Origin of the sequence: Acetobacter musti, from assembly GCF_011516835.1 — a bacterium.
Taxonomy (GTDB): domain Bacteria; phylum Pseudomonadota; class Alphaproteobacteria; order Acetobacterales; family Acetobacteraceae; genus Acetobacter; species Acetobacter musti.
This window is the reverse complement of the sequence record NZ_WOTB01000010.1, coordinates 28231-54036: the sequence shown is the minus strand read 5'-3', so window position 1 is coordinate 54036 and position 25806 is coordinate 28231. Positions and strand designations below refer to the sequence as shown.

Sequence of the window (25806 nt, the reverse complement as noted above, 5' to 3'; positions counted from 1 at the left end):
TGACTGGTGACAGTTCGGGCGCTTTGTGAGGCTGTGAAGAATACAGTGTCCGGCGTCCTGTCCGGGGCGAAAGACTGGCTGGCGCGCACGATATGGGTCCGGGCGGTGGAGATGTGGTTTCTGGCGGAAAATGCTGATGGCCTGAAGGGTGGTGTTGGCAGGGCTGGTCCTGATTTCTGGGGACTGTATCGGCCCATGTGACGAGAGGCGTAGTCTGATTTCGTTTTGAGGTGATGGTCTGTAATACTTGACTCATATCAAGGCGTGCCTGGATTTCTTCTGCGAATGTAGCGGGATCAGTTCAACAGACAGGGTAACGTCGATGGGTATGTGGGTTTTTATTCTCGCCATGATGCTCGTGAACATTCTTCTTGGGTCAAATGGTGCGTGGTTTACGGCTGTTGCCTTTGATATGCTGTGTCAGATCGGCGTTATATTTATGATGGGTCTGGGGATGCGCGGAGAGTATGAGATAGCGTAACGCTGCTTCGTTTCCGCTTTTCCTGGTGTTTATTGCGGCTCGGGCAACAGGGCGTTCCCCTGTTGCCGGGGTTTTCAGTGTAACAGATCGGGATCAAAGGGGCTATGTCCCCTTGTGGGGTTCGGGGCAAAGCCCCGAAAATCTGCCCTGATACTTATGGAATAAATAAACGCCTTATTGCCGGATATTGAGTAAAAACCCGGCCGGGGGCGGAGGTGTTCTGCTGCTTCCTGCTTTCGGGGGGAACACGTTTTCTGCACTGAATTTCCGCCCTGCGCAGGATAGGTTTAGACTTCTTCGCAAAAAGGAGAGTCCGCATGACCGTCCCGCCCCGTCTTGGTGTTAACATTGATCACGTCGCTACTCTGCGCAATGCGCGTGGCGGCGCGAACCCCGATCCGGTCGAGGCGGCTCTTCTCGCGCTGCGATCGGGCGCCGATGGCATTACGGCCCATCTTCGTGAAGATCGCCGTCATATCCGCGATGAGGATCTTGCCCGTCTTCGCGCCGAAATCCGTGCGCCGCTCAACATGGAAATGGCGGCGACGGACGAGATGGTCGCCATTGCCCGCGATCTCCGTCCTCATGCCTGCTGTATTGTTCCTGAGCGTCGTGAGGAGGTCACCACTGAAGGCGGACTCGATGTTGCGGGGCAGACTGACTGGCTGGGTCCTGTTGTCCGCGCGCTCAGCAGCAAGGGTATTCGTGTTTCTCTCTTTATCGATCCGGACCCGCTTCAGATCAGCGCTGCCGCCTCTGTCGGAACCGCTGTCGTCGAACTCCATACCGGGGCTTATGCTCTGGGTGCCGACGGCGAACTCGGCCGCCTGAAAGCCGCCGCGGCCCAGGCTGCCGCTCTGGGGCTGGAAGTTCATGCCGGCCACGGTCTCAGCTTCGGCAATGTCGCGCCCGTTGCGGCCATTTCGGAAATTGCTGAGCTGAATATTGGTCATTTTCTTATCGGTCAGGCGATATTCGATGGTCTTGGCCCGACTGTTCAGGAAATGCGGCGGCTGATGACGGTTGCCCGGAGCGTCTGACAACTTATTCCACAGTTGGGGCGGTATTCGGGGTGTCTGTGCCTTGCGAGGAGGGCGGTCGTTTTGCTTCGATCTTGTTGAAATAAAGGGGTTTGTATACTTTGCAGATACGGGCGCAGTGGCTTTTCAGGGCTCTGCCCTGAAACCCGCAAAGGGACGCGGTCCCTTTGATCCCGGTTTGTTAAGAGGTTGGTTCGGAAGCTTTCAATGCACAAAAAATTTCATGATGAACTGATGGTGTCATGTTTTTTGAGCTCAGGCCATCTGTTTGCCTCAGCCACGATCAGAGGGCGTTTTTCTATAAAGCTTTGAAAAAATAAAAGGTTTTTTGGGTGCCCTTTTTTAAAAGGCGATGCTCCCGGAGGGTTTCCGAAAAAAATCTTACCGGTAAACTTTTTCGTAATTGACGAGAGGCTTCGTGGGGAGCCCTGGAAATAAATGGAGCACACGGCGCAGGGCTGTGGTTCGGTTCCTATCTCGTAACATAACAGTTAAGACGTAAATAACCATTGTAAAGTTACATTCCGTAATCTGAAGCGCGGCTGACGCCGGGGCGTGACACTTTCCGGCGTGTCAGCGTTGAAACGTCACGCTGAGATCGGTGCTCTGGAAACGCATTCGCCGGACCTGACTCTGATCTTTCCTGGAAAAGGTGACAAAAGACGTGAGCGCAATGGTTCAGCGGACGGACGTTTTTCGCTCTCTGTGGCGTTTCTGCCCGGCCCTGACGGAAAAAGTCGTCGTGGTTGCTTTCTTTGCCCTGATGATTGCCCGCATGGCGCCTGCTGCGGGGCATGTCTGGTCCGTGTTGTCAGTGCTCCTGCTCCTGTCCGAAGGTCTGCCTGCTGCTTTTATCCTGATAAGACGACGAGCCATTACTATATCGGACCGTGCCGGCGACTGGCTTGCCGGTCTGGTGGCGACGGTGGCTCCCACTCTGGTGGCGGCTTCCCCGGGACACGCCCTTATTCCTGTCACCTGGTGCGGTTTCCTTATGCTGACCGGCCTGGCTCTGCAGGTTTCGGCCAAGCTGTTTCTCGGACGCAGCTTTGGGCTCGTGGCGGCCAATCGCGGAGTCAGACGCGGCGGTCCTTACCGGCTGGTGCGCCACCCGATCTATGCCGGTTACATGCTGAATCAGGTTGGTTTTCTGTTGTCCTGTTTCACGTCATGGAACGTTATGCTTTATGCTCTGGTCTGGATACTTCTGGTCGTACGGATTCACGCGGAGGAGCGTATCCTGACACGGGACCCGCTTTACCAGGCCATGAAAGCGGATGTTCCGTGGCGTCTTCCGAAGCTTTCTGAAAAAAGCTTCATCAAAAACTTCTTTATAATTAACCAGAGGTTTTTCATGGGCAGGCTTTTGAAACAGTCTCGAAGATTTATCGTCGGATGCTTTTTTACTGGCTGAGTCGGGCAGATGAGCGGTCTGCTGTTACCAGGTTTGTGGACGTTTTAACCGGCCCGTAACGGGTCTCTTCTAAGTCGGCCTGATGGGCTTTTCGTTTCCGCCATCCGTTCCGGCGTTTCTGTCGGCAGTCTGTTTCTTTCTGCCTCTGACAGCGCGGGCCGCGCCGGCTCCCATGACCTGCGAGCGTGCGGCCGCTATTGTGGAACACGCACTCGACATTCCGCAGGGGCTTCTGGCGGCCATTGGTCATGTTGAAAGTGGCAATCATCCGCTCGCCGTCGATGTCGGCGGTACGCCGATCCTGTTCGCCAGGGTCGATTTCGCGGTGGATGCGGTGCAGGCCATGCTGCATTCCGGGGCTTTTGGTGCCCGTCCGCGGGTCGATGTGGGGTGCTTTCAGATCAATCTCGGCTGGCATCCGAAGACGTTCGCGTCGGTTGAAAGCAGCTTCGATCCGCTGATTAATGCCGCCGCTGCCGGGCAGTTTCTTCGCAGCCTGCATGCCGTGACGGGGAACTGGCGTTCAGCCGTCGCCCGCTATCATGCGGCTTCGGAAGAGGGAACGCGTTATGCGTCGGATGTTTTCCGGACCTATGAAAATCTGCCGGGTGTCCTTCCGGTCCGGATTCCGGGCGCGGGGCCGATGACACGGCCGGAACGGATGGCGGCCCGCCGGCGATATGCCGGGCAGCTCTGGGCCGCCGCCGCGAGCGGGTATGGACTGACTGTTTTCGAGCCGGTGGCGGATCTGCCGGGGACGCGCGGGCATGTTACCCGGCATCGCCGGATGCGTCGGACCACGACCTGACCGGAGCGGCGTCATACCGCTCCGGTCAGCGCCGGATCAGGAGCAGGGTCAGGGCCGGTCGCAGCTCTGCGTCAGCCGGTTGAAATACAGTCCTGCCGAGCAGGTCACGACATTGCTGCCCTGCGACGCATTCGGCACGTAACCCGTTCCGGCAGGGTAAGTCTGCTGCGGATAGGAAGACTGCGGGTAATAATTCTGAGCCGGCATGGGCTGCGAATAGCCCTGAGAATAGCCGTAATAAGGCTGCGCGTACCCGCCATAGCCGCCGTCATAATACCCGTCACCCGAATAGGCCGATCCGACGGCGGCACCTGCGGCCAGGCCGAGAAGCGAGCCGAACGCGAAGGGCGCGCCCCAGCCCCAGCCCCAGCCCCAGCCGCCGTAACCGCCCCAGTATGGATAACCGCCCCAGCCATAATAGCCGGGATAGCCGCCCCATCCCCAGCCTGGGCCACCCCAGCCCCATCCGCCGTAACCGCCCCATCCCCAGCCGCGACCGCCCCATCCGCCGCCCCAGCCACCGCCACGGTATCCGCCACCCCAGCCGGGACCACCGCGGAACCCGCCACCGCCATAGCCGCCACGGAAGCCCCCGCCGCCGGGTCCGCCACCACGGAACCCGCCGCCACCAAAACCGCCACCGCCGTGGAATCCACCGCCGCCGCCGCCGAACCCGCCGCCACCGTGGCCGCCTCCACCGCCACCACCGCCATGCGCGAAGGCCGGCCCTGCGAGATCAACGGCGAGCATGACGGTCAGCACGGAGGACAAGAGTTTAAAACGGTTCGCTCTCATGGCGCTTCTCCCGAAGCCGAAATCCGGCGTCAGATCGTACAGATATCTGCGGCCAGGTGAATCACAATCCGGACGACACGACCATACAGCGTCCGCGCCGGATCGCCGCATCGTATCCTGTCGTTCATATGGGAACGGATCCGGCAATCGTCACCCTGACGATGACTCATAACCTGTTTATGACCGAATAACGCCTGGAAAAGGGCATTTTGTCCCGTTGCGTAACAATGCAGGACGCAGACGCAGAACAGCCCCGCGCGCCGCGCCGGGTCATTTCGCGACGGATCGTCTGTTTCACAACGGCGATTTTCGGGTCAGAGACCCCCATGGTCGGAGTGAGAGGATTCGAACCTCCGGCCCCTGCGACCCGAACACAGTGCTCTACCAGGCTGAGCTACACTCCGATGGGGTGGAGCGCTCATACCGCCCATCGTTCTCCGCGGCAAGAGGGGGGAAGGAAAATCCTTTACTGCTTCTGAACAGACCTGTGGACCGGGGTGCGAACAGGCTGGTCTTCCCCCCTGTCCGGGTCTCAGAGACGTGCGACCGAGCCTTCTTTTTCCATTGTGCTGCGTTCCGTGCCGGCGATCGCGGCAAGGGCGGCGGGCACATCCGGGACGACCCTGACCAGGGCGCGGGCTTCGGGTGAGGCGAAGCCCTGCGCCACGGCGGCATCCAGCATCGCGATCGCCGGGGCGGCCCAGTTCGCCACGTTGACGATCAGAATCGGCTTGGCGTGAAGCTGCAGCTGCTTCCAGGTGATGATCTCCATCATCTCATCGAAGGTGCCGAACCCGCCGGGCAGAATCGCGAACGCGTCGGCGTCCGCGAACATGCGCTGCTTGCGGGTGTGCATCGAGGTGGTGACGACTAGGGTGGTGATCCCCCGGTGCATGACTTCCCGTGCTTCGAGAAATTCGGGGATGATGCCCGTTACGGTGCCGCCGGCCGCGATGGCTGCGTCGGCGACGGCGCCCATCAGCCCGACATATCCGCCGCCGTAGATCAGATGAATTCCGGCCCGGGCGAGACCGGCGCCCATTGCTTCCGCCGCTTCGCGATAGGCCGGCAGATTGCCGAAACGGGAACCGCAGAAAACGGCGACAGCCGCGATTTGGGCAGACATGAATGAACGGCCTCCTGAAAAACGGACACAGACAGGCACGCCGGCTCATGCCTCGGCACGAACCGGTGCGGCTGTGCTGCCATGATACAGGGACAGACCGTTCCGCCAACCCGTTTCGGGGGGCGGAAAAACGGTTTCAGACTTTCTTCCGCTTCGGTTTCAGAATCCAGCTCAGGGCCACGCCGAGCACGGAGAACAGCGCCGCGACGACGAACAGCGTGGGAAAGCCCCAGAGGGGGATGATCATACCCAGTCCTGGCCCGGATACGCCGATCGCCAGATCCAGAAACACGGAAAATCCGCCCAGGGCCGAGCCGCGATTGGCCGGTCCCAGACGCCCCACCGCCTCGACGCCCAGGGCGGGAAACACCAGTGAGAATCCGATTCCCGTCAGGGCCGCACCGACATTGGCCATTACCGGCATGTGGCCCCAGGCCAGTGTGAACAGGCCAAGAGCCTCGACCGCCATCGAGATCATCGCCACTCTGGCGCCGCCGATGCGTCCGATCATGTGCGAGAAGAAGAACCGCGTCATCACGAACAGGATGCCGAACAGCGCCAGTGCCGTGGCCGCGCCGCTCCACTGTTCCGCGTCGAAATACAGCGCCAGGCAGGACGCGATGGCGCCGAAGCCGATGGAGCCGGCGGCCAGGGCCAGCCCGAACGGCATCACCGCCCGGATGACTTCCATGAAGGACGGCGCCCTCGTTTTTGGCGCGGGTTCTGTCGTTTCGTGGCGTGCGGCCAGCGGAACGCAGACCAGCATGATGAGGCTCGCCAGCAGACCGACGCCTGTCAGACCGCCCAGGAGACCTCCCTGGGCGAAGATCATCGTGGCGATCGGCGCGCCGAGCGCGATTCCGCCGTAGGAGGTCACGCCGTTCAGCGAGATGACGAGCGCGGTCCTTTCCGCGCCGGCCCGGTAGATGTTCCAGATGATGACGCCGACCGCGACCCAGCTTTCGCTGAAGCCCAGCAGGAACCGTCCGCCCAGCACCAGCAGCAGGGAGAGCAGCGGCATGGAGGTTGTCTGGGCCGCCGCCACCAGCAGGAGGCTGGACAGGCCGCCGACCAGCAGGCCGGTGACGACGACGCCCCGCGCGCCTGTCGTGTCGATGCGGTTGCCGGCCCAGGTGCGCGTCGCCAGTGTCGCCAGATACTGTGCCGAGACCGCGAACCCCGCGAGCACGGTGCCGTATCCGAGCACGCGGTGCACGAACAGCGGCACGACCGCCATTTCGAGACCGATGACGATGTAACAGATGAGATTGAACAGGACGATCGGAAGAATGCGTAACGTGGCGGAGGAGGTCGTTTCAGATATCCGCCTGGATATCTCGGTCATGAAAGGCAACTCCGGGCAGCATCAGGCTCCGGGGTGATAGCGTACAGCTGTGCGCCTGCCACCTGCCGAATCACAGACAGAAAAGCGACACGGGAAGACGCGGCCCGCATCAGAGGGCGGAACGCGGTAAGGGAGACGGGCTGAAATCCGGTGAAGATCCTGTATTTCCGCCCGTCATATTGCCTGCCATACTGCCCGTCATGTTGTCTGTCAGCGGACCGGCGGCCATGGAGCCGTTCGCTTCGCCGGCGTGTGCTGGTCCCGATTGTTTCACAATCCGCCGAAATCCCATATCTCTGAACACACAGCACCGCAGAACAAGGGAAACCGGCCCCCATGACAGAACAGAACGCAACGAAAGCAGAAAAGGCTGCAGATGAGCCTGACGATGGCGGCTATGTCACACTTTCAACCCGTATTGCCTATGAAAATCCGTGGACAAAGCTGCGTGAGGACATCATCCGTCGTCCCAATGGTCAGGATGGACTTTACGGCATTGTCGAGCGCGGCGACTTTGTCGTCATTCTGCCGCTGGGTGAAAAGGACGGCGAGAAAACCGTCACCCTGATCCGTCAGTTCCGGTATCCTGTCCGGCGGCGCATGTGGGAACTGCCGATGGGCATGTGGGAAACCCGGCCGGACGCGCATCCGGACGAGGTTGCCGCCGGTGAGCTCCGTGAGGAGACCGGTCTGATCGCCGACACGATGCAGCATATCGGCATCACCTGGCAGGGGGCCGGTTATTCGACGCAGCGCGGTCATGTCTATCTCGCCACCGGGCTCACCCAGGGGCCGAACGACCTGGAATCCACTGAAGAAGACATCACCTGTCACACGCTGCCGCTGACGGAAGTGAAGCGCATGATCCGCGATAACGAGATCACCTGCATGGTGACTCTTGCTGTTTTCGCGATGATCGGGTCACGCGGTCTGATCTGAATAGAGACTGTTCCGGGTTTTCCGGCCGGGTTCTGCTGTGCGGGCGGTCCTGTCGACCATTCCGGCATGTCAGGTCCGCTTTTACCGAACGGCAGGGCAGGGCTGAATTGACAGCACGGTCCACGGCATCGTGTCTGGTTTTACCTCAGAGCGGACGTGACGGTCACGTTTCCTGATGGCACGTTGCGCAGCGCCGGATCGCAGGATTGCGGGAGCCGGGGCAGGCCGGGGCAGAGGGACGGGCGGAGATGCAGGGCGACGCGACAGGTCCCGGAGCAGGGAGCGCACTGGCAGGGAGTATGCTGGCCGGCGGTGCGTCCGTGTCCGGGGCATCGGTATCCGGAGCGTCGGCGGACAGTGCCTCGTCAGTCAGTTCACCGGCATCCGGTGCTTCGACGGGGAGTGTTTCGGCGACCGGCTCCTCGACGGCCGGCGCATCGGCGGTCAGAGCATCGGCAACTGGCGAATTCCGGAAAACCTCGTCTCCTTCCGTTCTTTCCGCCAGTCCGGCGGATGAGGTTGAGGCGGAGCGTCAGCAGCAGGCGCGGATGCATGCCGCTGTGCAGCGGACCCGGCTGAGTATCACCCAGATCTGCCTGCTGATTCTCACTGTTCTGGCTGTTTTCTACACGCTGAGGGTCGCGGCCGAGATTGTCCTGCCGATGGTCATGGCTGTCGTGACCAATCTGATGCTCGTTGCGCCCGTCAGGATGGTCACGCACTGGTTCCGTCTGCCGAAAACGATTGTTGCCCTGCTGCTCATTCTCACCATGTTCGGCGTGTTCGGGGCGATTGCCATGGCTGTTTCGGTGCCGGCCGCGGGCTGGCTGGCCAGTCTGCCGCAGGACATTGCCGCCGCCCAGGTCAAGCTCTCCATTCTGCGCGGTCCCATGCAGCTCATTGAATCAACCAATTTCCGGGTTCAGAACCTTCTCAGCGTGGCGGCGGGCGATCATGCCCCGCAGGCTCCGCTGGCCCCGATTACCGCCGGCGTTGCGCCGATCGGGTCGGCTCTTCTGTCCGGCACCCGGACTTTTGTCGGTCAGCTCTTCACCTTCTTCATCATGCTGTTCTTTCTTCTCGCCCAGGGAGACAGCCTGCTGCGCCGCTTCGTCGAAATCATGCCGACCTTCAACGACAAGCGCCGCGCCGTGCAGATCGCTTCCCGCATCGAGCGCAATATTTCCGTCTATCTCGCCACGATCACCATGATGAACGTGCTCGTCGGTGTCGCGAATTTCATTCAGTGCTGGCTTGTCGGGATTCCAAATCCGCTTCTCTGGGGCGTTGCTGCTTTCGCTCTGAATTATATTCCGATCATCGGTCCGTTTACCGGCATCGTGCTCTATTTCTTTGTCGGCCTGCTGGCTTTTCCTTCTGTCATGCAGGCGCTCGCCGCCCCGGCCATCTATCTCTGCATTCATCTGCTCGAAGGTGAAACCATCACCCCGATGCTGCTGGCGCGGCGTTTCACGTTAAACCCTGTTCTCGTGATGGGCTCGCTCATGTTCTGGGACTGGATGTGGGGGATCACCGGGGCTTTTCTTTCTGTGCCCATGCTCGCTGTGCTCAAGATCGTCTGCGACCATGTCGACAGTCTGACTCCGATCGGCCATATCATCGGCGGTCCTGGCCGCCATCTTCCGGCTGTGAATATGCGTCCGGTGTATCCGCCGCACGATCATGATCTGTAGATACGCCGGCTTCTGAGCATGTCGGCTCGTGATCTGTGAGTGGTGGGAGGGATGTCTGAAGCGATTACCGTGGACCTTTGCCTGAGCCAGGTGGTCTCTGGCTTTCGCGGGGCAGCCGGAGGGCCGCTGTTCACGCCGTAAAGACGATTTGCCGGCAAATCGTCTCCTTCCGTCTGTGTTCTGACGCCGTAACGGACTACTCTGTCACATGGACAGAACCGTGACAGATACAGAAGGCCAGACTCCCGGATGAATACAGCCCTGATCGCTCTCGCAGTCGGCGCTTTCGCGATCGGTGTGACGGAATTTACCCCCATGGGCCTGCTGCCTGTCCTTGCGCAGGGGGTCGATGTCAGCGTGCCCAGGGCTGGCGGGCTGATCAGTGCCTATGCCTTTGGCGTCATGGGCGGTGCGCCGGTCATTACGCTTCTGCTGGCCCGCTATCCGCGCAAATATGCCCTGATCGGACTGATGCTGCTTTATACGGCCGGCAATCTCGCCGCTGCTGCGAGCGGCTCCTATCTGCAGCTTCTGCTTGCCCGTGTTCTCACCAGCTTCGCGCATGGCGCCTTTTTCGGTCTCGGTGCTGTCGAGGCCGCCAGTCTTGTTGATCGCTCCCGTCGCGGCAGTGCTGTCGCCACCATGTTCATGGGGCTGACGATTGCCAATATTGTCGGTGTGCCGGCCGCTACATGGCTTGGCGATACGCTGGGCTGGCGGGAGGCCTTCGCGGCCATCTCCGTGCTTGGCATTGTCGCCGCCGTCTCTCTCACCGCCGCCCTGCCGCTGGCCGAAGCGGGGCCGAGGCCCAATGCCATGGCTGAGCTGAGGGTCATGACCCGTCCCAATGTTCTCATGGCGCTCGGTCTGACTGTCATCGGCGCCGGCGCGATGTTCGAGCTTTATACTTATATCGCGCCCATGCTGGAGACGATCACGCACGCCAGCCCGGCGATCATCACCGTCGCTCTTATGCTTATCGGTGTTGGTTTCAGCATCGGGAATGCTGTCGGCGGCCGGGCGGCTGACCGGTCTCTCACTGGCACACTGCTTGTTTTCTTTCCGGTTCTCGGCCTCATCATGCTGGCCTTTCCCTTTGCCGCCCGGACGACGGCTGGTGCGCTGACCGGCGTTCTGCTCTGGGGCATTGCCAGCTTTTCCATCATGCCCGCCCTGCAGATGCGGACCATGCTGGCCGCCCATGAGGCGCCCGGTCTTGCGTCCTCCGTCAATATCGGTGCTTTCAATCTCGGCAATGCTCTTGGCGCGGCCATCGGAGGCGCGGTTCTCTCTTCTGGTTTTGGTTACACCACCGTCTCCGCTCTGGGCCTTGTTCTGGCCGGGCTGGGTGTCGGGCTGGTTCTTCTGTCGTCTCGTGGCCGGCTTGCGCCGGATGCCTGAGTGCAGGCGCGGATTTCCGGCTGATTCGGGGAAGGGAGCGCAGGGATTCAGATGGGGAGGCCTGGTTATTTGTTTTGCCTTAGCCGGGACCAAAAGGGCTTCACGATAAGGGCCTGATAAAAAAAGTTTTTAGGTGCCGCCTTTTTTCAAAAAGGCGGCGTTCCCTGAAGCCTTCAGAAAAAAGCTTACTGACTGCCTCCGTCAGCGAGAAATGCCTGACGCTGTTTTTCAGCGAGGGTCCAGTCGATCGGTTCATATCGCGGATTGCGATCGGGCCAGTCCCACTGCAGATTACTCCGGCAGAGATCATTGTGATCCTGATTGATGAAGTGCAGATAGCGTCCTTTTACATGCTCTCCGGTGAGCAGATGGCCAGCGGAGATGCCCTGGTCTGCATCCGTCGTCTGGGGGACATGAAGCGCGGGTGAACGGAGGACGACGGCTTTCTCGCCATAATGGCCCTGCTTTACGAGTGTCAGGAACTGTCCGTCTCCGGAGACTTTCCGGATGAAGTCCGCATCTTCACGGTCAAGTCTCAGAACGCGCTTTTCTCCGTCTTCCGAAGTCAGCCAGACGGCCACGTGGCCTCCTTCGTCGTGCCAGTCTGGTCTGTGGGACGAAACCGCGTTTTTATCCGGACGAGTATTCAACGTCGCCTCCATGCGCTTTGCATCTGTCGGTGAACCGATGATTTTGAGTCGCTGCGCTGAGTGCAAGCCTGTTTTTGAAGGGCCTGCCATGTTTCTTTCAGGCGGGTCTGGTTCCGGAACGCCGGAACCGGGGTTTCGGACCTTTGCCTCATGCCTTCTTAAGGGGACACGGTTTCCTGAGGTTCCGGTCTGCCGAACACAATGGGGTGAAGGGGTTCGCGACCCCTTCCGGGTGCAGGGCAGAGCCCTGCTCTGAGACTGTTTCAAAAGCTTTTCTGTGAAATACTCTTTAAATTATAAGGAGATTTTCAGGGAAGCTTCAGAAGACACCGCCTTTTTTAAAAAAGGCGACCCCCGGAAACTTTTATTGTTTTTCCAAAGGTTTGTCGTGGATCTTCAGTATCAGCCAGTGATGATATGGGACGAGTCAGACTATTTGCACGGGGCAGAGCAACAAAAGCGCAGCCGGGACGTAAAGAAACCGGAGCTGTCGGGGAGGAGCGGACATGAATGATGTTTTCGAGCCGGCTGATGTCAGCAGCGTGTTCCTCTTTCCGGAAAAATCACTGCTCGACAGGCAGGAGGCCGCCCGCGAACTCGGGATCAGCAACCGTATGATGCTGGCCCTTATCGCGCTTCGATGCGGGCCGCCTTCGCTGAAAATCCGTTCGAAAACCCTCTGGCGTCGTGAGGATATCGGCCTTTTTCGCCAGACATGGATGGCCACCGTCCATGTCGATGACCGCGATCGCACCGCCCGTCTCGCCACGACACGCACCCGCGGTCCCGAAGAGCCGGACCCGCTGATGCGTGTGCTCGGTCAGAGAACCATCCGCCATCGTGTTGTTCTGACTGTCTTCTGGACCATGGGGATCATTGGCGGACTGATGAGTCTGATCCTGTTCTGACGTTCGGTTTTGCAGGGGGAGTATTCCATGAGTGCGCCAGGCTTTCTGACCCGTGTCGCCGCCTCTGCTGCCGGGGGCACCGTCACGTCCACCATCGCCCTGATGCTGCTGTCCGCGAAACGCACCGGCAGTCCCTGGTCCGGCCTGAACTGCACGGCCCACTGGCTGAAAGGGGATAAGGCCGCGGAAGTGCGCACGGCGGATCTGACCCATACCGCTACGGGTTTTCTCACCAGTGCCGGCGCTATCGTTTTCTGGGCCGCATTGTATGAAAAAGCCCTGGGAGGCGGAAATCCGTCGTGGAGCCGGTTTCTGTCTGTCACCGCCGCGCTGGGTCCGGTCGCGGTCGTTGCAGATTATGGCGCCACGCCGAAGCGTTTCACGCCCGGCTGGGAACTGGTGTTCAGCAGGCGTGACATGGCGCTGATCTATGTCGCTCTGGTGCCCGGGATGGCGGCGGGGGCCGCGTTGGTCCGTCTTTGCTCAGGGTCCTGTCGCGAATCCGAAGGGTCGTTTCAGAAGCCTGATCGTGGAATGTCCTGATAAATCAAAGAGAAGATGCCGCCTTTTTAGAAAAAGGCGGCACCCGGAAATGTTTAATTTTTATCAGATATTTAATTGTGGATTGCCGGAGAAGGCGCGGCGTTTCAGGTGCTGTTCACTCTCGCCGCAGGACCTGATCGTTTACGAACGAGGCCAGTTTTCCCGCCACGAAATCCTGCTTCAGCGCAACTTCATCGTAATGATGCTCCACCCATTCCAGAAACGGAATCCGCCCTTCCGCTTCTATGCGGTAGCGCATGAAGAACGCATCCAGAATTCCGGTGCGTGAGTGATTGAAATGCCCGTACCGCCAGGAAAGCTGCTTCAGCGCCTCGTCTGCTGTACCGCCTTCGAACAGGATTACCAGGCCCGAAGCCAGACCGGCCCGGTCGGCTCCGGACTTGCAGTGCATCAGCATCGGGAACGCGATCGAGTGGTACAGGGATGCAAACCGTAAAATCCGATCCCGGTGCGGAGCGCCCCGGCTCTCGAAGGCCATATCCACATGGGCGAGGCCGACCTGTCCGGCGGCGTTTCGCGACAGCGCGTCCGAGCCGCATTTCCGGTGGCCGCGGAGATTCACCAGCGTCTTCAGCCCGAACCGGCGGACCGCCCAGGCGAGCCGTCGTGGCGTCGGGTGGTTGCAGCGATAGACTTTTCCCGGAATCACGGCGTGGAAATTCGTCCAGACCAGGCGGAAAATCGCGTGATCGACAAACAGGCTGTCCACCCAGGCCCGTCTGCGGCCCCTCGCCGTGGCGAGACTTCCCTGAAACACACGCAAACTCCTGGAAGAAAGGCGTCTGTCTGTCTCGCAGACAGGCGCGGGGGATGATTCCGCTCCCTCATCCCTGAATTAAGAAACCAGGGTCAAAGGGGTTATGTCCCTTTGCGGGCTGCGGGGCGATGCCCCGGAAGACTGCTCCATATCTGTCCGCAAAATACACAGACGCCACAGAAAACGGACGCGCGATATGTCCCACCCGCTGCCCGCTTCGTCAATTGCGGTTTCGTACGCATGGTCCGCATCCGGTAGCGTGCTGTCCGATGGAAGGTCTCCGGCAGGGTTTCGGCCGGTGCGGCTGCCATTCGGTTCCCGGAACCTGACCATTCAGATAGATGTTGCAATATCGCACCGACCTGACACACTCCCGCCGGCCCGCCTCACGGGGAGCGCCTCCTGGGGAGGCGCACCGCTCCCTGAACCATGGCCGCGGAGACTGTCGCAGACATGAAGCACGTCATTCCTGAACTCGATCTGTCGGTGTTTGAAGCCGCCACGGATGCCGGTCGCGCCCGTCTTGCCGCCGGGGTTGATGACGCCTGCCGGCAATGCGGTTTCCTCTTTATCTCCGGTCACGGCGTTCCGGCCGCTCTGAGCGACGCGATGTGGGAGGTCACGAAGCAGTTCTTTGCTCTGCCTGAGGCCCGCAAACTCGATGTGATCTCGCCTGTGCCGGGCGGTCCTTATGGCTACCAGCGTCTGGGCAGCGAATATCTGGCCCGCTCGCGGGACGGTGTTCCGGATACGGACACGGAGCAGCAGCCGGACAGGAAAGAGACGTTCAGCTGTGGTCCTTTTCGTGCTCCTGGCGCTGATCCGGAGGAAACCGCCTTCTGCTTCGCGCCGGTGCCGTGGCCGGAGCAGCCGGAGGCTTTCCGCAGTACGTGGCACGCCTGGTATATAGCGATGGAGCAGCTTGCCGCGCGAATCATGACGGTGTTCGCCCATGCACTGACTTTGCCTTCCGGTTATTTCAGGGAATTTTTTACGGCTCCGGTAAGCGCGCTTCGGGCGCTGAATTATCCCGCCGTCGGGACCGGGCGGCAGGAATCATCTGTCAGGGCCGGTGCGCATTCGGATTACGGCACGCTTACCATTCTGTTGCCGCAGGCGGGAGGCGCGGGCCTTCAGGTTCTCGCTCCGGATGGAAGCTGGGTCGATGTTATGGCGCCGCCGGGCGCTTTCGTGATCAATATCGGCGATCTGATGGCGCGATGGACCAATGGCCGCTGGGCGTCGACCGTTCACCGCGTCGTACGCGAGGCCGGATGCGATCACGATACACCCCGTCAGTCTCTGGCCTTTTTTCAGCAGCCGGACTGGAACGCGGAAATCGTGCCGTTCTCTTCATGTGTCACGCCGGATCGGCCTGCGGCATTCGGTCCGGTGCGTTCCGGCCGCTATCTGCGCGATAAATTTCGCTCCACCCAGCCGTCACAGACATGAGAGCCTTCTCGTGAAATTTCCCTTTAATTATAGAGAAGTTTCTGGTGAGGATTTTTTCAGAAAGCTTCAGGGAACGCAGCCTTTTTGGAAAAAGGCGGCACCCAAAAACTTTTATTGTTTTTTATCAAAAACCTGTCGCAAAGTGTCTCTGGACATGGCTGGAACTAAAAAACCATAACAACATCATGGTATTACGAGGATTTTCAGGCATTTAAAGTATTTGAAACAGCCTCTGAGCGTTCGTATCAGAGAAGATGGAGAAAGGACTTTTATGAGATTTAACCGCAGACATTTTCTGGCGTCCGCTTTTGCCGCGGGTTTTGCGCCTGCCGCGCGCGCGGCGGTGGAGCCGGGTGTCTCGCCTGTGCCGCTTCCAAGGCTGCTTGATAATCACAGGGTGATCGTCGATACCGATCCCGGTAATGATGACGCGGTCGCGTTGCTGATGGCGCTGAGCGCTCCGCATATGACCGTTGAGGCGGTGACGGTGACTCCCGGCAATATCCGGTATGAGCAGGAGCTGAAAAACGCGCTCTATGTCGTCGATCTGGCCGGGAAGGGTGGGACGGTTCCCGTCCATGCCGGCGTTCCGCATCCGATTCTGAATCATCCTTATCCGTCGGCGAGTTTTATTCACGGTCGCGATGGTCTGGGCGGTGTCAGCGTCCCTGAGGTGCGTCAGAAAATCGACCCGGAACATGCCTGTGACGCCATGCGGCGCATCGCGCATGCGCATCCCGGTGAGGTTGTCATCCTTGCGCTCGGTGGTCTGACCAACGTCGCCACCGCTCTGCTGCGCGATCCGTCCATGGCAAAAGTGCTCAAAGGAATTGTGTTTGTCGGAGGCGCCGATGCCCGTCCGACGCCGGGTTTCAACGCCATGGTCGATCCGGAGGCCGCCTCGGTGGTGCTCGATTCCGGGGCGCCGCTTGTCATGTTCAGTGGCCATATGTTCGACGGCACTCTTGCCGATCCTTCTCTGCTCAGACGGGAGGATTATGACCGGATTGCGAAACTCGACACGCCCCGCAGCCGGTTTTTCATGGAGTCCAACCGGCTCCGGCTGACATTCGAGATGGAGGCCCGCAATGCGGCCGGCTCGGTCAACGCCGATCCCATGGCGGCTGCCATTGTCATCGATCCGTCCATCGCCACAGCATGGCGTGCTGTTGCCCTGAAGATCGAACTGGCCGGCACGCTGACCCGTGGCACGATGCTGTATGGGGATAATCGCTATAACGGGCAGCCGACCCCGCCGCCCAATGTCAATCTCTGCATGGATGCTTCGGGTAAGGCGTTCAGAGACCTGCTTTTCCGGACGCTTGCTGTCGCGTAGCCTGGCCGCTCTGCATGAGGGCCGTGTGCGAGCTGTATCGTATGAGATCAGTCCGGAGGCAGCGGCGCGCTGGCTCTGACTGTCTTTTGTCGCTGGTTGTGGGGCTTGGCGTGCAGCGGGCGGTGTGCGGCGATGATCACGTCCGCTGCGGAAAGCTGCCGGGAGCGGCTGGCCGGGTCTGTTTCCGGCTTCCCAGGCGGGCGTGCTTCGTCCAGGTTTGCTTTCCAGGCATTCTGAGGGGAAAACACATCATGCCGCCAGCGCGAATGCCGGCCTTTGCTCCATGGCAGGCTCCCGGGAAGCACCGCTTTGAAGCGTTTCAGTCCGTGCGCGGGCTTGCCTGTCTCACTGTCGTGATCCGTCATGTCCTCGCGTGCTATCCGCTCTCCGGACATAATCTTACCGTCGTTGTGTTCTTTCTTTTCAACTCCCCTGCCGCTGTCACCCTTTTCTTCGTTCTCAGCGGTTTCGTCCTCACATATTCCTTCGACGAGCATCCCTTCGGGGCCAGGGGCATTCCCGCTTTCTGGGTCAGGCGCACGTTCCGCATTCTTCCTGCTCTGATGGCTGTCACGCTGCTCAGCGCTCTGTATACCCGTCTGCCCGTCTCCGCCTGGCCCATCGCGACCAGCGATCCGTTCATGGCGGGTCTGCTTCCTCATGATATGCCCCTTTCGGCGGTAACCCTGGTGAAGTGCCTGCTGTCTCTCTCCAGTGTGCTCGTGCCTCAGGGCTGGACGGTGATGGTGGAACTCATCGCCGCCCTGTTTCTGCCTTTCATCTGGCTCTGCAGCCGCGAAAACGGCCGCATCTTCCTGCCCGTCGCTCTGGCGTCTCTCGCGCTCTCCGCCTTTGCGCCTGCCGGTGGAAAAGGCCTGCCGCTGCTTTATGGTTTCAGTTTCATCGCCGGCATCACGGCCTGCCGGGCCTGGCAGAATTCGGTGATCGTTCTCACGGGCACGGGCATTGTTCTTGCCGCCATTGGTCTTTCCCTGCCGACCACTCTGCTCACCAGTCCTGAACATCTCGGGGAGGTGTTCAACTCGCCGAAACTCGTTATTCCCGAATCATTTTTCGCGGCGTTTCTGCTGTACGGTCTGGCGAGGCCTGGCCGCGTGACGGCGTTGCTCACCGTCCGGCCGCTTCTGTGGCTCGGGGACATTTCCTTCAGTCTCTATCTTGTCCACTTTCTTGCTATCGCCCTTGCCGGGCGGTTTTTGTCTCCTGTCCTGCCGGCTCTGCCGCTGTTTGCCCGCGAGGCTCTTGTGCTTGCCACGACTCTGCTGATCGCTCTCCCGTTCAGCGCCCTGCTTTTCCGCCGGGTTGAGCTACCCCTGAACCGGGTTGGCCACAGACTGTCGAAGAGATGGCTGCGGGCTTCGTATCGGGATGGCGGCGTGTCTCCCGTGAGGTGAGCGCCGGGCCGGTCATCTGTTTCCCCGGTCAGCCATGCAGACGCCCTGTGGTAAATTCCTGATAAAAACAGAAGTTTTTGGGTGCCGCCTTTTTTCAAAAAGGCGGTGTTGTTTGAAGCTTTTTGAAAAAAGCTTCACCAAAAACTTCTTTATACAGGCTTCTATGCCGGATTCTGTTTCAGGGTTTCAATGGTGCTGTCGCGCTCGGCGATCCGGTGGTCACGATCCTCGATCTGAGACCGCAGCAGCGCAATTGTTTCATCACGCTCGGCAATCCATACATCGCGGTCCGCGATCCAGCGATCCCGGTCAGAAACCCATTTGTCCCGGTCTTTAATCCGTGATCGCAGCAGAGTAATCGTGTCATCCCGCTCGGCGATCCAGCGGTCCCGGTCCGCGATCCATCTGTTCCGGTCAGCAATCCGTCCGCGCAGAACCGTTATCATATCCTCGTCAAGCTCGGTGAGAGCCTGTGGCAGCGGCGGAACCATGACAGGTTTGAGATCGGATGGCGTGCCGGGGACGGGACCGCTGCTGACAGGGGACTCCTCACCATAAGCCCGGAGATGCCGCTCCGTGATCGCCACACAGGATGGCGCTTCAAATCGCCATGCGTAATAATCCGTCGAGAACAGCAGGCGCCACGGAATGAGGTAGCGCAGGAAGAACCAGGCCCGGAAAGCGGCTTTTTCGTTCTCCGTCATTGTCAGAAAAAGACTGACCGGAGAATTGCCGAAAAACCGTACCGGATGGGACCAGAAGAACGCTTCGATTCCCAGGCTGGAGTTGATCGTCCAGAGTGTCTTCACCCGGAACAGAAAATCCAGCGGTGATGCTGTCCGGTCCGTGGGGCCGGTGTAAAGCGCCTTGCCGTTCGGATGGTACCGGATGAGATAATCGTCGGGTCGGTGTTGTTCTTGGAGGTATTCAAGGACGGAAAGATTGTTCCATCCCCGGCTGAAAAGCAGGGCGTTGGAATCCGTCTCGATCTGGAGCGCAAGGCCGACGGCCGTCTCCGGCTGAGGCCGGTGCTGACGCGGGGTGGTGAAAACTCTCTGAACGCCTTCGGGACTTAGAAACTCGGGGTGATCGCCGAGCCAGCGTTCGAAATCGGACCGTTCTGCTTCCCACAAAGTCGGTACAGACGTGTCGCCGTTGACGCCGTGGGTATCCCAGTAAGCCGTCTGCCGGTAATGCGGCCGTCGTAAGGGGCCGATTTCGTTAAAGGTCAGGTCCGCATCCTGTGTTGCTGCTACGGACCGCAGCGTTGCGTTGTTGACCCAGGCGACGAGAACCGGGCGGGCTCCCGTCTGTGCACGCACATCCTGCAGGATGCCGGTGTAAAAGGCTGCGAGACTGTCATCGACAGTTCTGACAGAGTCGGAAAACCGCACATTTGGCGCCGTGGCCGGATCACCGCCTGTTCCGGATGGATAAAAACGCATTGATGCCGGATGATCCGAGAGATCCCGCACGGGTTCGTAGCCATGGAAACCGGCTGACCATTGTCCGAATTCCCACCGTTTCGGTTCTCCGAACGCTGAACGATAGAACTCTGGCAGAATGATTGTCGTCCCGGTGGTGCGGAACTCGTGCAGCCATTTCTGCAGAACCCAGAGATAATGAGGCCGGTCACCGACTGGTGAGACCGCAGGCAGAACCAGTATGAAGTGGCGTGTTGTCATGTGGAATTGCCAGAAAGCTGTTTTTGAGAGCTGTATTTTGTCTTCTGGCGTACCACAGAAGAGCTGACTGAAGAAAGCCCGTGCCGCGTGGGTGTTGCAGCCATTACTGCTGAGCGGGCGGATTCCATCCGGAGAACCGTTACGGGTGGATGACGTTGCGGGGCGGAATCCGTGATTGTTTCGTGTGTGGCCAGTTAATGATAGTTTCTGTTTATTACAAGAAAAAACAAAACGACCGGATGGTTTATATCGGTATATGGCGGAAAGCTGACATTCTGTGTTTCGGTCCTTCTGTCCGGTCGTCCTGCGTTTTTAGTGTATTCAGGCAGTTCCGGATAAAAATCCCTGTTGACAGTATGGAAGTGTGACACGCTTAAAGGGAATACCAGTTCCGAACCTGCCTGGAGACTCTATGCACCGACTTATTCTGAAAGAATTCCGGACTTCCCGGATGTATTTCTTTGCCGGGCTCCTTATTGTTTTCAGTCTGTCGGTTCTTCTGCCGCCGTTTGCCGTTCAGGACGAGACGCATCATTTTTTCCGTTCTGTCCAGATTTCGCACGGCGGAATGACGGGGACGCGCTACACCCCGACATTCTCCGGGGGCGCTCTTCCTCCGGATGTGATCGATTTCGGACACAGTTTTCTGAGCCTGAGTTTTGATCCTCATGTGCGTGGCTCACTGTCAGACATTGCTGCGGGGAATCGTTTTCACTGGGGTGGCGGTGTGCGCCCGGCGAATTTCGCCAATACCGTTATTTATCCGCCGGTTTTCTATCTTCCGTCGGCATTTTCCATATTCGTAACGCGCTATCTGCATTTCGATATCATGGAGACTTTCTATATCGGGCGACTTTTCGGCGGTGTTGTCTGTCTGTCTGCTCGCGCTCTGTATCTGTGCGCCGTCAGCGCGGATCTGGCTGGTGTATTGTCTCTGTATTCCTGAAATCTTTCAGTTATTCTGTTCGTATTCCCAGGATGGCGGTAATACCGCGTTTATCGTGCTGGCGGCGGCTTTTCTGACGCGGCTGAAGAGCGAAGCGTACCGGTCAGGGTATATTTATATCGCAACGGCTCTTCTGGCGTGTTTTGTCATGGCGAAACCGCCATACATCACGTTTTTGCTGATTCCGCTCATCATGTCGTACGGGAGAAATACTGCTGCGGCGCTTAGAGCGCTCGGGCTGTCACTGTTCGCGATCCTGCTCTGGTCCGGACTCGGTCTGATTCCTGTTCTCGCCGCGACCAGTTCCGATCCGCATGTGTCAGCGGCAGGGCAGATTCATAATCTGATGCAGCATCCGTTTTATATTTTCACCGTTCTGTGGAACACGTTCAGGCTGGGTTATTATGGCCAGGCGGGTGACTACATGGCGAGAACGTGTATCGCGACGCTGGCCTGGGGCTGGATGGCTGAACAGGGGCGCTGGTTCTACTGGCGGTGCCTGGATACAGTTCAGCGACGTGGAGGAAAGACGATCTGTCATCGCGCAGCGGGGTCTGCTCTGTACGCTGCTGCCACTTTCGGCCGGATATTTTGCCTATACAGTCTTTATGAGATTCTGGTGGCCGGTCTGACTGTGACCTGAATATCCCTGTGCGGCCGGCTGTGCAGGGAAAGTCGGGAGTTTTCGGGGCTTTGCCCCGAACCCCACAAAGGGACGGGGTCCCTTTGATCCCGGTTTATTAAACATAAAAGGGTGAAGGGGTCGCGACCTCTTCCGGGTGCAGGGCAGAGCCCTGCTGTCCCGGTCGGTCAGATGTGTATGAGCTGATAATGCCGGCGTTCCGGTGATTTTTTCGGTGGTTATTTCGCATCAGATCTGGAAAGAGCGTGACTTTCCGGAATCTGGCCTTGGCTGATCGTATTTCTGATATCATTGAGGACAGAAAAATCTTTCTTTGTTGCAGAAAGGCAGAGGGAGGTTTGCTGTCTGTCCTGAAGGCCGGCGGAAGGTCGGGCTGTATGTCTCAGAGGCTGTTTCAAAAGCCTTAAATGCACAAAAATTCTCATAACAGACTGATGATGTTGTGATTTTTTGAGTCCTGGTTACTTGCCAGCCTCAGCCAGATTGAAGAACCTTTCTGGGTTAAATCTTTGATAAAAATAAATAAAAGTTTTTTGGTGCCGCCTTTTCCCAGGGCCTGTTGGGAATTATCGTGAATTGATGACTGCGGCGGTGAGATAAATCATCGCTGCGAATGATCTGTCTGTCTTGTCGCTTCGCATGGCGATGCGCTTGAACTCCTTGAGCTTGCAGAAGAAGTTCTCGATGAGATGGCGCGCCCTGAACAGGGCTCCATCGAAGGGTCGCCTGTCGAGGCGGTTCCGACGCTGAGGAATGACCACGCGGGCCTCTTGCGCGCGTATGGTATCCACGATCCAGTGGACATCAAACGCTTTGTCAGCAAGAAGTCCCTCGAAATCAGCCTGTTCGAGAAGCGGTGCCACCCCGACCGTGTCGTAATGCTGGCCAGGGATAAGCGTAAAATGGACCAGATTGCCCAGGGCGTCAGTCATGGCGATGATCTTGGTGGACCATCCCGTCACACTGCGTCCTATCGCCTGACTTCGGGTCCCCCTTTTGCGCCCTGGCCATGGCGGTGAACCCGGACCACCGTGCCGTCGATCATCGCATATTCCATGTCGGCATCGTCAGAGACCGCTTCAAAAAGCCGTTTGAAAACACCGGCTTTCATCCAGTCGCTGTAACGGGAATAGGCCGAGTTCCAATGCCCGAAATGCGTCGGAAGGTCACGCCATGGACTGCCGGTCCGGGCAATCCATAAGACCGCCTCAATGAAAAGACGGTTGTTCCGCCCGCTGCGGCCGCGATCCGTTTTCTTGCCAAGGTATAGCGGTTCCATTTTCGCCCATTGGGCATCTGTCAATACGAAGCGATCCATACGGATTTTGAATCACATTTGGTGGCTTTGAAAAAGTACAATTCCCAACAGACCCCAAAAAGGCGGTGTCTTCTGAAGCGTCCTGAAAAAGCTTCACCAAAAACGTCTGTATAATTTACAGGGAATTTCAGAAGCAGGTTTATGAAACAGTCTTTTTTGTCAGGCTGCAAAAAAGGCGTTTCTGTATTTTGCAAACAGGCGACAAGGCGGGGTTTTGCCCTTTTGATTTTAACAAACCGGGATCAAAGGGACTGCGTCCCTTTGTGGGGTTCGGGGCAAAGCCCTGAAAAGCCATCTGATCTGTCTTTGCAAAGCAGACAAACGTCAAAAAAAGCGCCGGAAGGTTTCCCTCCCGGCGCCTTCAGGCTCAGAATGAAAGCTCCGCTCAGAGCTTCCGTTCAACCTGCAGTTCCTTGATGTGCCCGATCGCCTTGGCCGGGTTCAGACCTTTCGGGCAGGTCTGCGTGCAGTTCATGATCGTGCGGCAGGCATACAGCTTGAAGGTGTCTTCAAGCGAATCCAGCCGGTCACCGGTATGCTCGTCACGGCTGTCCACAATCCACCGGTTAGCCGCCAGCAGCACAGCCGGACCAAGATACCGGTCACCATTCCACCAGTAAGACGGGCAGGAGGTTGTGCAACAGAAGCACAGAATGCACTCCCACATACCGTCCAGCTTCGCCCGTTCCTCGATCGACTGGCGGCGCTCGCCATCCGGTGGCGGTGCGCTGTCGGCCTTCATCCAGGGTTCGATCGAGCGGAGCTGGGCGTAGGCGCCATCCAGATTGGAGACGAGATCCTTGACGATCGGCATGTGGGGGAGGGGATTGATGATCACATCCCCCTTCATGTCTTTGATCGGCTTCAGACACGCCAGCGTGTTCTCGCCGTCAATGTTCATCGCGCAGGACCCGCAGATTCCCTCGCGGCAGGAGCGACGAAATGTCAGTGTCGGGTCGATGTCGTTCTTGATGTGGATCAGCGCATCGAGAACCATCGGACCGATCGCGTCCAGATCGACCTCATATGTGTCCATCACCGGATTTTTGTCGTCATCCGGCGTCCAGCGATAGATTTTGAAAACCCGCACAGTTTTCGCACCGGCCGGGGCAGGGAAAAACTGCCCCTGACCCACCGTGCTGTTCCGCGGAAGTCTCAGTTCGACCATCTTAGCCTCCCTTAATTCGTCCGTTCATCACGGCAGATCAGTAAACACGCTTTTTCGGCGGGAAGACCTGAACCTCATCGGTCAGCGTCTTCATGTGCACAGGGCGATAGGTCAGCTTCGTATCGCCCTTGTCGTCCAGCCAGGACACGCTGTGCTTCATCCAGTTCTTGTCGTCGCGCTCCGGATAATCGTCGCGGGCATGGCCGCCGCGGGTCTCGTGGCGGACGAGGCCGCTTTCCAGCGTGACCGTCGCATTGGCCAGCAGGTTGTCGAACTCCAGCGCTTCCATCAGATCGCTGTTCCAGATCAGCGAGTGATCGGCGACCGACATGTCGGCGCGCGCTTTCCAGATCTCCTGGATCTTGTCGCAGCCTTCCTTGAGGCTCTCCTCGGTACGGAACACCGCCGCGTGCATCTGCATGTCACGCTGCAGGCGATCACGCAGTTCGGCGACCCGCGTGCCGCCTTTGGCGTAGCGGGTCGCATCCAGACGATCCAGCGCCGCCTCGCCCGCGCCGGCTGGCAGAGGTCTTGAGAAGTCTGTCGGCTTCACGATTTCCGCCGCACGCTTCGCGGCGGCGCGACCGAAGACGATCAGATCGAGCAGAGAGTTCGTACCCAGACGATTCGCGCCGTGCACGGACACGCAGGCTGCCTCACCGACCGCCATCAGGCCTGGCACAACCGCATCCGGATTGTCATCCGTCGGCCGCACCACCTCGCCATGAATGTTGGTCGGAATGCCGCCCATGTTGTAGTGAACGGTCGGCAGAACCGGCACCGGCTCTTTTGTGACGTCGATGCCGGCGAACACACGCGAGGTCTCGACGATGCCTGGCAGGCGTTCGTGCAGCAGATCGGCGCCAAGATGCTCCAGATGCATCATGATGTGATCCTTTTTCGGACCACAGCCACGGCCTTCGCGAATTTCCAGGGTCATTGCGCGGGAGACGACGTCACGGGACGCCAGATCCTTCGCTGTCGGGGCGTAGCGCTCCATGAAGCGCTCGCCTTCGGAGTTGGTCAGATAGCCGCCCTCACCACGGCAGCCTTCCGTCAGCAGGCAACCTGCCGGATAGATGCCGGTCGGGTGGAACTGCACGAACTCCATGTCCTGCGTCGGCAGGCCGGCGCGCATCGCCATACCGCCACCGTCGCCGGTGCAGGTGTGGGCCGAGGTGCAGGACTGATAGGCGCGGCCATAACCGCCGGTCGCCAGAACCACCATCTTCGCGTTGAAGCGATGGATCGTGCCGTCGTCCTGACACCAGGCCATCACGCCGCGACAGGCGCCTTCCTCATCCATGATAAGGTCGATGGCAAAGTATTCGACGAAGAATTCGACGTTATGTTTCAGGCACTGCTGATACAGCGTGTGCAGGATCGCATGACCCGTGCGGTCAGCGGCGGCGCAGGCGCGGGGCACGGGGGCCTTGCCGAAATCGCTCATATGGCCGCCGAAGGGGCGCTGATAGATCTTGCCGTCTTCCGTGCGGGAGAACGGCACGCCGAAATGCTCGAGCTCGTAGACGGCCGGAACCGCCTCGCGGCACATATATTCGATGGCGTCCTGATCGCCCAGCCAGTCCGACCCCTTCACGGTGTCGTACATGTGCCAGCGCCAGTTATCAGGGGCCATGTTGCCCAGCGAGGCGCCGATGCCGCCCTGCGCCGCCACGGTATGGCTGCGTGTCGGGAAGACCTTGGTCACGCAGGCCGTGGAGAGGCCTGCGGCGCCCATGCCGAGTGTTGCACGGAGACCCGAGCCGCCGGCGCCGACAACCACCACGTCATAGGCGTGATCGACGATTCGGTAGGCTCCCCGCGATGGAGAGGAAATAGCGTTCATTGTGACGGCGCTCCCGTTGTCTTGCGACCTGTCATGCGTCAGTGAAAAACCGGCACGGCCACGCCTGCGGGC

General features: G+C 59.1%; 23 protein-coding genes and 1 tRNA gene. 14 read left to right on the top strand and 10 right to left on the bottom strand.

Annotation, left to right across the window (positions count from 1 at the left end; translation table 11 throughout):
- Positions 1-6: 6 nt before the first annotated feature.
- The 4 genes from GOB93_RS09200 (at position 7) to GOB93_RS09185 (ending at position 3743) form a co-directional block, all read left to right on the top strand.
- Positions 7-201, top strand: coding sequence for a hypothetical protein (locus tag GOB93_RS09200; RefSeq protein WP_173583210.1), 195 nt, complete (start codon positions 7-9; stop codon positions 199-201).
- 597 nt (positions 202-798) lie between these two features.
- On the top strand, positions 799-1521 hold the full coding sequence (locus GOB93_RS09195) for a pyridoxine 5'-phosphate synthase (protein ID WP_173583209.1): 723 nt from the start codon (positions 799-801) through the stop codon (positions 1519-1521).
- Positions 1522-2194: 673 nt separating this feature from the next.
- Positions 2195-2935: a methyltransferase family protein gene (locus GOB93_RS09190; RefSeq protein ID WP_242010671.1), complete on the top strand. Its 741-nt coding sequence runs from the start codon at positions 2195-2197 to the stop codon at positions 2933-2935.
- An 82-nt stretch (positions 2936-3017) separates the two neighbouring features.
- Positions 3018-3743, top strand: coding sequence for a transglycosylase SLT domain-containing protein (locus tag GOB93_RS09185; protein WP_173583207.1), 726 nt, complete (start codon positions 3018-3020; stop codon positions 3741-3743).
- A gap of 48 nt (positions 3744-3791) precedes the next feature.
- Here the strand turns inward: GOB93_RS09185 and GOB93_RS09180 are convergent, their stop codons facing one another.
- From GOB93_RS09180 to GOB93_RS09165, 4 genes are all read right to left on the bottom strand, one after another.
- Complete coding sequence (locus GOB93_RS09180; protein WP_173583206.1) at positions 3792-4538, bottom strand: hypothetical protein; 747 nt, start codon at positions 4536-4538, stop codon at positions 3792-3794.
- Between the two features lie 327 nt (positions 4539-4865).
- Positions 4866-4942 (bottom strand) — tRNA-Pro (locus GOB93_RS09175).
- Positions 4943-5070: 128 nt separating this feature from the next.
- Positions 5071-5664 (bottom strand): LOG family protein, encoded by a 594-nt coding sequence (locus GOB93_RS09170; protein WP_173583205.1) that lies wholly within the window; start codon positions 5662-5664, stop codon positions 5071-5073.
- A gap of 136 nt (positions 5665-5800) precedes the next feature.
- On the bottom strand, positions 5801-7009 hold the full coding sequence (locus GOB93_RS09165) for an MFS transporter (RefSeq protein WP_173583204.1): 1209 nt from the start codon (positions 7007-7009) through the stop codon (positions 5801-5803).
- 336 nt (positions 7010-7345) lie between these two features.
- Here GOB93_RS09165 and GOB93_RS09160 point away from each other — a divergent pair, with 336 nt between their 5' ends.
- The 3 genes from GOB93_RS09160 to GOB93_RS09150 all read left to right on the top strand — a co-directional run bounded on the left by GOB93_RS09160 (position 7346) and on the right by GOB93_RS09150 (position 11043).
- Complete coding sequence (locus GOB93_RS09160; protein ID WP_173583203.1) at positions 7346-7948, top strand: NUDIX domain-containing protein; 603 nt, start codon at positions 7346-7348, stop codon at positions 7946-7948.
- Between the two features lie 206 nt (positions 7949-8154).
- Positions 8155-9642, top strand: a complete 1488-nt coding sequence (locus GOB93_RS09155; RefSeq protein WP_408742378.1) for an AI-2E family transporter — start codon at positions 8155-8157, stop codon at positions 9640-9642.
- A gap of 249 nt (positions 9643-9891) precedes the next feature.
- The gene (locus GOB93_RS09150) at positions 9892-11043 is read left to right on the top strand and encodes an MFS transporter (protein ID WP_173583202.1); all 1152 of its coding nucleotides are present in this window, start codon (positions 9892-9894) and stop codon (positions 11041-11043) included.
- Between the two features lie 185 nt (positions 11044-11228).
- Here the strand turns inward: GOB93_RS09150 and GOB93_RS09145 are convergent, their stop codons facing one another.
- On the bottom strand, positions 11229-11693 hold the full coding sequence (locus tag GOB93_RS09145; protein WP_173583201.1) for a hypothetical protein: 465 nt from the start codon (positions 11691-11693) through the stop codon (positions 11229-11231).
- Positions 11694-12199: 506 nt separating this feature from the next.
- Between GOB93_RS09145 and GOB93_RS09140 the strand changes: the two genes are divergently transcribed.
- Both GOB93_RS09140 and GOB93_RS21160 read left to right on the top strand, forming a co-directional pair.
- Positions 12200-12601: a hypothetical protein gene (locus tag GOB93_RS09140; RefSeq protein WP_173583200.1), complete on the top strand. Its 402-nt coding sequence runs from the start codon at positions 12200-12202 to the stop codon at positions 12599-12601.
- Positions 12602-12628: 27 nt separating this feature from the next.
- Positions 12629-13144, top strand: a complete 516-nt coding sequence (locus tag GOB93_RS21160) for a hypothetical protein (RefSeq protein ID WP_198912682.1) — start codon at positions 12629-12631, stop codon at positions 13142-13144.
- 115 nt (positions 13145-13259) lie between these two features.
- On the opposite strand, the gene GOB93_RS09130 is transcribed toward GOB93_RS21160, so the two are convergent.
- Positions 13260-13922 (bottom strand): fused DSP-PTPase phosphatase/NAD kinase-like protein, encoded by a 663-nt coding sequence (locus GOB93_RS09130; protein ID WP_173583199.1) that lies wholly within the window; start codon positions 13920-13922, stop codon positions 13260-13262.
- A gap of 453 nt (positions 13923-14375) precedes the next feature.
- On the opposite strand from GOB93_RS09130, the gene GOB93_RS09125 reads away from it, so the two are divergent.
- From GOB93_RS09125 to GOB93_RS09115, 3 genes are all read left to right on the top strand, one after another.
- A complete protein-coding gene (locus tag GOB93_RS09125; protein WP_173583198.1) occupies positions 14376-15374 on the top strand; it encodes an isopenicillin N synthase family dioxygenase in 999 nt (332 codons plus the stop codon).
- Between the two features lie 271 nt (positions 15375-15645).
- The gene (locus tag GOB93_RS09120; RefSeq protein WP_173583197.1) at positions 15646-16710 is read left to right on the top strand and encodes a nucleoside hydrolase; all 1065 of its coding nucleotides are present in this window, start codon (positions 15646-15648) and stop codon (positions 16708-16710) included.
- Positions 16711-16961: 251 nt separating this feature from the next.
- The gene (locus GOB93_RS09115) at positions 16962-18125 is read left to right on the top strand and encodes an acyltransferase family protein (RefSeq protein ID WP_173583196.1); all 1164 of its coding nucleotides are present in this window, start codon (positions 16962-16964) and stop codon (positions 18123-18125) included.
- 161 nt (positions 18126-18286) lie between these two features.
- Here GOB93_RS09115 and GOB93_RS09110 read toward each other — a convergent pair whose 3' ends face one another.
- Positions 18287-19810 (bottom strand): GT99 family glycosyltransferase N-terminal domain-containing protein, encoded by a 1524-nt coding sequence (locus GOB93_RS09110; protein ID WP_173583195.1) that lies wholly within the window; start codon positions 19808-19810, stop codon positions 18287-18289.
- Positions 19811-20222: 412 nt separating this feature from the next.
- On the opposite strand from GOB93_RS09110, the gene GOB93_RS09105 reads away from it, so the two are divergent.
- Together GOB93_RS09105 and GOB93_RS09100 are read left to right on the top strand one after the other, a co-directional pair.
- Positions 20223-20756 (top strand): DUF2142 domain-containing protein, encoded by a 534-nt coding sequence (locus GOB93_RS09105; protein WP_173583194.1) that lies wholly within the window; start codon positions 20223-20225, stop codon positions 20754-20756.
- Positions 20734-21399, top strand: coding sequence for a hypothetical protein (locus GOB93_RS09100; protein ID WP_408742377.1), 666 nt, complete (start codon positions 20734-20736; stop codon positions 21397-21399). Before GOB93_RS09105 ends, GOB93_RS09100 begins: the two co-directional genes overlap by 23 nt.
- 566 nt (positions 21400-21965) lie before the next feature.
- Here the strand turns inward: GOB93_RS09100 and GOB93_RS09095 are convergent.
- The 3 genes from GOB93_RS09095 to sdhA all read right to left on the bottom strand — a co-directional run bounded on the left by GOB93_RS09095 (position 21966) and on the right by sdhA (position 25734).
- Positions 21966-22717, bottom strand: a protein-coding gene (locus GOB93_RS09095; protein ID WP_173583192.1) for an IS5 family transposase whose coding sequence is annotated in 2 segments (ribosomal slippage) — positions 21966-22387 and positions 22387-22717 — 753 coding nt in all. Because the reading frame shifts where the segments join, the coding sequence is not laid out codon by codon here.
- 385 nt (positions 22718-23102) lie between these two features.
- Positions 23103-23885 (bottom strand): succinate dehydrogenase iron-sulfur subunit, encoded by a 783-nt coding sequence (locus GOB93_RS09090; protein ID WP_173583191.1) that lies wholly within the window; start codon positions 23883-23885, stop codon positions 23103-23105.
- A gap of 37 nt (positions 23886-23922) precedes the next feature.
- On the bottom strand, positions 23923-25734 hold the full coding sequence (gene sdhA, locus GOB93_RS09085; protein WP_173583190.1) for a succinate dehydrogenase flavoprotein subunit: 1812 nt from the start codon (positions 25732-25734) through the stop codon (positions 23923-23925).
- Between the last annotated feature and the right edge of the window lie 72 nt (positions 25735-25806).